General features: G+C 64.5%; 9 protein-coding genes. 2 read left to right on the top strand and 7 right to left on the bottom strand.

What is annotated here, in order from left to right; translation table 11 throughout:
• Together ABD989_RS15135 and ABD989_RS15130 are read left to right on the top strand one after the other, a co-directional pair.
• On the top strand, positions 1 to 154 hold a 154-nt coding region (locus ABD989_RS15135; RefSeq protein ID WP_345314105.1), incomplete at its 5' end, for a transposase.
• Between the two features lie 70 nt (positions 155 to 224).
• Positions 225 to 1,070: a P-loop NTPase family protein gene (locus tag ABD989_RS15130; protein ID WP_345314099.1), complete on the top strand. Its 846-nt coding sequence runs from the start codon at positions 225 to 227 to the stop codon at positions 1,068 to 1,070.
• A gap of 330 nt (positions 1,071 to 1,400) precedes the next feature.
• Here ABD989_RS15130 and ABD989_RS15125 read toward each other — a convergent pair whose 3' ends face one another.
• The 7 genes from ABD989_RS15125 to ABD989_RS15095 form a co-directional block, all read right to left on the bottom strand.
• The gene (locus ABD989_RS15125; protein ID WP_345314098.1) at positions 1,401 to 1,706 is read right to left on the bottom strand and encodes a hypothetical protein; all 306 of its coding nucleotides are present in this window, start codon (positions 1,704 to 1,706) and stop codon (positions 1,401 to 1,403) included.
• A gap of 20 nt (positions 1,707 to 1,726) precedes the next feature.
• On the bottom strand, positions 1,727 to 2,569 hold the full coding sequence (locus ABD989_RS15120; RefSeq protein WP_345314097.1) for a phage major capsid protein: 843 nt from the start codon (positions 2,567 to 2,569) through the stop codon (positions 1,727 to 1,729).
• A gap of 103 nt (positions 2,570 to 2,672) precedes the next feature.
• A complete protein-coding gene (locus ABD989_RS15115; protein WP_345314096.1) occupies positions 2,673 to 2,852 on the bottom strand; it encodes a hypothetical protein in 180 nt (59 codons plus the stop codon).
• A gap of 2 nt (positions 2,853 to 2,854) precedes the next feature.
• Positions 2,855 to 3,298: a hypothetical protein gene (locus ABD989_RS15110; protein WP_345314095.1), complete on the bottom strand. Its 444-nt coding sequence runs from the start codon at positions 3,296 to 3,298 to the stop codon at positions 2,855 to 2,857.
• Positions 3,295 to 3,915: a hypothetical protein gene (locus ABD989_RS15105; protein ID WP_345314094.1), complete on the bottom strand. Its 621-nt coding sequence runs from the start codon at positions 3,913 to 3,915 to the stop codon at positions 3,295 to 3,297. Before ABD989_RS15105 ends, ABD989_RS15110 begins: the two co-directional genes overlap by 4 nt.
• Positions 3,915 to 5,195 (bottom strand): phage portal protein, encoded by a 1,281-nt coding sequence (locus ABD989_RS15100; protein ID WP_345314104.1) that lies wholly within the window; start codon positions 5,193 to 5,195, stop codon positions 3,915 to 3,917. Before ABD989_RS15100 ends, ABD989_RS15105 begins: the two co-directional genes overlap by 1 nt.
• On the bottom strand, positions 5,192 to 6,658 hold the full coding sequence (locus ABD989_RS15095; RefSeq protein ID WP_345314103.1) for a terminase large subunit domain-containing protein: 1,467 nt from the start codon (positions 6,656 to 6,658) through the stop codon (positions 5,192 to 5,194). The genes ABD989_RS15100 and ABD989_RS15095 overlap by 4 nt, the downstream gene beginning before the upstream one ends.
• Positions 6,659 to 6,678: the final 20 nt, after the last annotated feature.

Below are 6,678 nucleotides of genomic sequence, written 5' to 3'. Positions count from 1 at the left end.
CACGATCACCAACGCCCGCACAGAGGGCTACAACCGGCTCGTCAAACAGGTCAAACGCGCCGCATGTGGCTTCCGGAACCTCGAGAACTCACGACGCCGGATACGATTCCACTGCACCCGCAAACAGCGGGCAGGCATCCAGATTCACTGCTGAGGTGCCCGCTCAACTTCGAAGAGCCCCTAAGGCGCGGTGGAACGAGCGATTCCAGAAGGCTGGCCGAGTATTGGCTTCCTTCACCCTGACTGCCGACCTCACGGGGACGGTGCAGATCGGGTACGCCGCCGATGCGACCGAGCCGGGCAAGGCTGATCACGGCGACCTGGCTCTGGATCTCACGGACGTGTTCGTGGCTGTCGGTGAAGCGGCTGCCGACGCTGGACGTGGCGTGGTGCTGCTGTTCGATGAGATCCAGTTTCTTGCTCCTGCGCAGTTGGAGGCTCTCATCTCGGCAATTCATAAGGTCGTTCAACGGTCGCTGCCTGTAACCATGGTCGGTGCTGGTCTGCCGCTCATTGCGGAGTTGGTCGGGGATGCCAAGTCGTACGCCGAACGACTGTTTCAGTTCCCGACGATCGGTGACCTCGACGACCGTGACGCGCGAGAGGCTCTGGACGGTCCGGCGAAGATCGAGGGCGCCTCGTTCGAGTCGGACGCTCTCGAGCTCGCGCTCCAGATCACGGGTCGGTACCCGTACTTCTTGCAGGAGTTGGGGTACGCGGTGTGGGGAGTGGCCAGCGGTACCGTCATTACCCGGGATGACGTGTCGGATGCCGAGGCTCTCTATACGGCCAAACTCGACGAGTCATTCTTCCGTGTCCGCTTCGACCGCTGCACCAACCGTCAAAAGCAGTATCTTCGGGCGATGGCTGAGCTGGGGCCGGGGAAGCAGAAGGCGCAGGACGTGGCCTCTGTCCTGAAGCGGGAGTCCAGCCAGGTTGCTCCGATCAGGGCCGAACTGATCGGCATGGGCCTTCTTTACACGCCCGACTACGGGTACGCCGACTTTACGGTGCCGCACTTCGAGAGCTTCATGCTTCGTGTCATGCCTGATCTCGAGGTGATCGGGTAGCTCCGGAGCGGGTGCAGAAGCAGAAAGGCCAGGTAGTCGGTCCGAAAAGGGACTGTCTACCTGGCCTTGTACGAGCCGCCTAGGAGAATTGAACTCCTGACCTATTCATTACGAACTTCCGTTTTCTGTAGTCCTTGCGGTCTGCCGTAGTCCTGTCGCTGCAGGTCGTAATAGGCGGGCGTGGCAGGGCGTCGCTTCATAGTTTGCTGCAGTCCTGACCATTCTCGTTGGCTTTGTGTTGGTCTCCGGACGGAATGAGGCCCAGCGGGGACGGTCCTCCGCTGGGCCTCGTCGCGCTACAACCGGGGAGCGCCGGGAACGCGAGTCTTCCTACCGTGCCTTCCGCCGATACCGGTTCAGGACGAACAGCTCGGCCAGCGTCCAGCCCGCGAAGCTGTCACGGACCGACGTCGAGAATTGGCCGGCAGATTGGTCGTAGGCGAGCTGCCCGGGGTTGGTGACCAACCGTGCCGTGGCCGTCGTGATGACAGCGGCGACGTCCGCGGACGGGTCGCCAGTCGCCGAGAAGCCACGACCGCGGGTGTATGCGCGGGCCATCGCTGTCACGATCTGGACGTGTTGTTCGGCGAGCGCGACCGCTCCCGGGTCAGTCTCCTTCCCCAGGAACGCGGCCACGTCCTGCCCTGACGGTGCCATTAGGGGGTGGCCGTCAGGACCGAGACCGCCTCCGGGTGGAGCAGGCCGAGGTCGTAGCGACACGTGACGCGAAGGCCGACCTGGTCGTATTCGGCGTAGCGCTCGTTGAGCACGGTCACGCTGGGGCTGGTGTCGCGTGCGATCGCCACGGTCGACATGTCCGCGAGGACCGCGGTGCCGGCCGCCAGCTTGTTCGTGACGGTCGCCGGGATACCGAACAGGGTGGTACCAGACTGCTTCGACGGGTCGGGCTCCAGCAGGTAGCGGGCCGAGGTCGAGGACTCCTTCAGCTTGCGGAGTTCGGCGAAGTCGGCGCCGGACAGGAACCACCGGTTCGGGGTGATCTCCTTGGCGTTCAGCGCGGCGATGGCGTCGAGCAGGCTGTCCGGGTCGGTGACGTCGAGATCGCCGGTCGTGACGCCGGCCTGCTTGGTGATTCCCTTGATCGAGTCGGAGGTCCCGGCTCCCTGCAGGAGGGCGTCGTCGAGGAGATCGGAGACGTCCTTGACCAGGCGGGCCTTCAGTACCGAGTCGATGCCGATGACGGACTGACGGACGAGCTCGGAGCTGAAGCGCATGATCGTCTTGATGCTCTTGCGCTCGGTCGGCATCAGGGTGATCTCGCTGAAGCTCGCGTCGGCGGTGTCGGGGATCAGGGCGCCTTCACCGACGAAGCCGGGGGTGGAGCCGGAGACGAGCTTGGGGATGCGGAGTTCGCGGGCGGTGTCGAAGATCCGGGGACCGGACGCGAGGACGACCGACGCCGCTTCGAGGGGCTGGACGAGCAGGGACGCGACCTGATCGGCGAGCAGGGTGGGATTGGTGGCAGTGGATTCAGCCATTGGTGCCTCCTGGGGCATGTAGTGATTGGGGGATCACGCCGCCAGGACGAGAAGAAGGGGACCTCCACCAGGAAGGTCCCCTTCATCGTCTCACATATTGAGATCACATAGCGACTGCGGTACGTCGCTTCCGGTCCTCCTCGGGAACGCCGGCGCCCCTGTTCGCGGCGACGACGAGCGAGTAAGCCTCGGCGAGATCACGCACGTTCCCTGCAGGCGCGTTCTCGGCGAGATCCTTGATGCGCGTCAGGATGGCTTCTGCAGCCTCGTTCTTCAGATTCATGTTCACCTCCCTCCAAGGATTCCGAGCAGGTCAACTTCCCCTGCCGTGGTAGTTGCACCCTGCCCGACGTCACCGACAATTCGGCGGGCCGCCAGGTGCGGCTTGCGTTCGATCAGGCCATCGATCGCCGCGGTCAGGTTGCCGTCGTCCAGGTGGCTCGGGTCGAAGGCGAGGTCCGTGGGGTCCTGCAGTCGGCCATCGGCGGCGACAAGCGCGGTGTGCAGTCGCTGGGCGAGGTCGTCGGCCTGCTGAGCGCGCTGACGGTACTTGCCGTTCTCCTGACGCAGCTTCTCCACGTACTCGCGCGGGAACGTCTCGGGCTCGTCATCGGGCTTTTCAAGGTCATCCGTGACTTCTTCGCCGGTCGGCGCAGAAGGGCCTGGGTCCTTCTGCCGTACCTCATCCACGACGGGCTCGGTGTCGAGCTGCTGATCTTCTTCGGTCATCGGTTCCTCCTGGCGTAGTTGTTGATTGCTTCCATGGCTTGCTCGTTCCTCAGGCGCCGCGTGTACCCGGTCTCCTTGATTCCCTTCTTCAGAACGACTTTCGGGGTGCAGGTGCAGCCCTTGTGGTGCTGGAACGGGTGTTCTGCCGGCCAGACGCGACCAGAGCGCCACCACCATTCGCAGAGCTGGCACGCTGACGCCGATTTCTGCCGGACCCACCCTTTCGTGACACCCGACCGGACCATCGCGTCCGAGTACGTCGACGCCGCGGCCTCCAGCGGTTCCGAGCGGGCCAAGCGTCCGATGATGGCTTCCGGTACCTCCGAGCCCTCGGCGACCGTCAGGACCGTGTCGGCGGCCTTCTGCAGGCGCGGCACATCGTTCGGGTACTCGACACCGGACACCGGTACCGGTTCCTGTAGTTCGATCATCACTTGGGCGGCGACCGCCATGTCCGCCAAGCTCCGGGCTCGTCCGTTCGCCTCGGCGATGGCCTGCGCGATGAGGGCCACCGTGTCGTCTCGGTCGATGAGACCTTCGAGATAGCTTCGGTAGGCGGCGATCACGACCTGCTCGGTGTCGGAGGCCAACGCTTTCAGCGTGTCCGTGAGCGCCATCAGCCCACCAGCTTGGACAGGTCGACGGCGGTGGAGTCGAGCGCGGCGGTACGGCGGGCCTGCCGGATAGCCAGGATCTCATCATCCCCGTAACCGAGTCGCTGCAGTGCGTAGTCGGCGGGCAGCAGACCAGACGAGAACAGCTTCACCACGGCATCGGCTTCCTGGGCGATCGAGCGGGTAGCAGGATCAGCCCAGATCACCCGAGGCTCCACCATCAGCGGATCGATACCGTCACGGACAGCGATGATGAGGCGGGCCACCTGCTCCCACGCGCGGCCAAACACCTGCTGCCGAGCCTGAGCGCGGGCCGTCAGTGACGCTTCTGCAGCGCGCAGAGCATCTGCCGATGGCGGTGTGGCCGTCAGTTGCCCGATGTAGTGCGCCGGGAGGGCCGAGACCGCCATGATCTGCCCGAGCAAGATGCGGACCGCCGATTCGTAGCCTCCGAGATCCGCCGATTCGAGCTGCCCGAACTTCGAGTCCGGGTTCTCCGAGATCATCGCCCGATCGCCTTCCGGGATTGGGTTGATCTCGTTGCCGTCCTCGTCTTCCTCCATCTCGATTCCGGTTGCCCAGCGGCGAGGCCGGCCAACGTATTCGGAGGTCACCAGCATGTCCGTCAAAAGCTTGTTCAAGGCGTCGATCAGCGGCTTCAGGTCCTCGATCTCCGAGACACCATCGTCGAGAAGCCGATCCGAGTTCGTCAGCCGGACGACAGGAACGATGCCCAGCGGATTCGCCAACGTCTCGACGACATTGAAGCCTGCCGTCGTCGCGCCGGTCTGCTCGGCGCGAAGGCGCACAATCTCGTGCGGGCCGTACAGGACAGCCTCGGTCGTCGTCTCCGTCTCCCACCGCTTCAACGCGGCCACGATCTGCCGGGTACCGGGGTCGGTGATGACGGTGACCTGCCGTGCCGATTCGATCGTGACCTTCGGGCGACCGAACTGGTCGGCCCACACGATCGCGTAGGAGGCGCCGAGGAGGAGTGCTTCACGGTGCGCGATGGTGGACTGCTGATCCAGATCGTTCCTGAGCCAGTCATCCCAGACGTCGACGCCGGAGAAGCCGGTGACACGCAGCCGCTCGGTCAGCGACGTGATCGCCAGGCGAGGAATGTTCGACGCCATGCGCCCGAACCGGTCACCGAGCGCATCTCGAGATTCGGGGGCCAGGAACGCGAGGGCCTGCCGGCCCGAGTAGTAACGCTCGTTCTCGTCGTAGACCGCTGCAGGCTGGTCGAGCTTCTGCAGCAGGGTGGTCAAAGTGTCAGTCATCGGAAACTCCGTGTTCTTCTGCGGGTGTTGCGGGTAGCGCGCCACGTCGCGCGGCTATGGGCCATGACCAGGCAAGCTGCCAAGTCGATCTTTCTTGCCTTCCGAGACCTCGACTGCTTGGCGAGGCGGATTCCCCGGGCGTCTTCCACGATCACCGCGGCACCAACGTGCGCGGCCAAGGTGGAGTCGCCCGAGTGGCTCAGCTTGCCGTTCAAGGCAGCGCTGTACAGGTCGCCAGTCGCAGCGGTCAGCCGAGACGGCGAGTGCGGGAACTCCAGGATCGGCAGCTTCTCCGATTCCAGGACTTGCAAGGTGCGGGTCCAGCGGAACGGGTCGGCGATGACCTCCACGACCTGCCACCGCTTGCAGGCCTGCCGGATCTCGTCTTCGACCTCGGAGACCGGCACCCGCCAAGAATCATCGCCAGGCGGCTTCTCCCACACGCGGATCTTGTCGAAGTGCGGTTCCGTCGACACCGTGCCGACGAGCAAGGCCGTCGTGTCATCGCTGAAGCTGCCATCCAACGCGACGACGACCTCTAGGCCGTCAGGGACCGGTTCACCGTTACCGAGCGAGTCCCACACACCAGGCGGCAGGAAAGCGCCATCGACGTCGGTGGCGAACTGGCAGAGTCGGGCACGCCGGAACGTCGCCTCCCGAGTCTTCGGCGGCAGAAGCGCCACCAGCGCATCGCGGTGAAGAAAGTCGCCCAAAGCCGGATTTGCTAGCTCCCAACAGTGCTCACAGTCGACGGGATGGTCCTCGAAACCAACAGCGGAATGCTCGCGCCACCGCATCGTGGTGTCGTCGGGATGGGCGAGGGCATACTCGCGCAGCGACAGAAGAACCTGGTCCTCGATGTTCGGGCCAGGCGTACCGATCGCCACCAGGACCGAGCGTTCACGCTTACCCTGCGCGAGCTGGACGACCTCGAACAGATCTCGGTTCACCACGCCGGCCTCGTCCACGATCGCCATCACGTAATCGAGACCTTCAGCCGCTGCAGGAGAAGCCGGGTACACCGTGAAGCTGGAGTCAGTCGAAGGAATGTACAAGCGGTCCTTGAACACCTGGCAGCGCTCGGCGAGCTCCGGGGACAACTCCACCATCCGGCGCGCAGCCGAGAACGCGAGACCCGCCTGACGCTCGTCGACAGCGAACACCACCACGTTCGCGCCATCACCCCAGCAGAAGAACGCATACAGGCCGATCGCGGCGTTCAGCGTCGTCTTCCCCTGCCCGCGCGGCAGCATGAGACCCACCGTGCGAGCACCCGAGTCGAGAACATCCTGAGCGATCTCCACCTGCCAGTCACGAAGGTGGAGCTTCCCACGCGAGTTCGTGCCCTTCGGCACCCGCAAGAACTTGTCAGCGAACGCGAGAAACCGTTCAGATTCGACGTCTGACCTGGGCTTAAACGGCAGCGGAGAATCAGAGACCGCGGCCTTCGGACCTGCCTTCACCGGAACCACCACCATCCTTT

Origin of the sequence: Gordonia alkaliphila (assembly GCF_039542465.1) — a bacterium.
GTDB lineage: Bacteria > Actinomycetota > Actinomycetes > Mycobacteriales > Mycobacteriaceae > Gordonia > Gordonia alkaliphila.
This window is presented reverse-complemented; position numbering and strand designations above follow the sequence as displayed.

Excerpts from the sequence above, each read along its gene's own strand:
- ABD989_RS15105 (WP_345314094.1), bottom strand. The coding sequence starts at position 3,915 with ATGGCGCTCACGGACACGCTGAAAGCGTTGGCCTCCGACACCGAGCAG.
- ABD989_RS15115 (WP_345314096.1), bottom strand. The coding sequence starts at position 2,852 with ATGAATCTGAAGAACGAGGCTGCAGAAGCCATCCTGACGCGCATCAAG.
- ABD989_RS15120 (WP_345314097.1), bottom strand. The coding sequence starts at position 2,569 with ATGGCTGAATCCACTGCCACCAATCCCACCCTGCTCGCCGATCAGGTC.
- ABD989_RS15100 (WP_345314104.1), bottom strand. The coding sequence starts at position 5,195 with ATGACTGACACTTTGACCACCCTGCTGCAGAAGCTCGACCAGCCTGCA.
- ABD989_RS15110 (WP_345314095.1), bottom strand. The coding sequence starts at position 3,298 with ATGACCGAAGAAGATCAGCAGCTCGACACCGAGCCCGTCGTGGATGAG.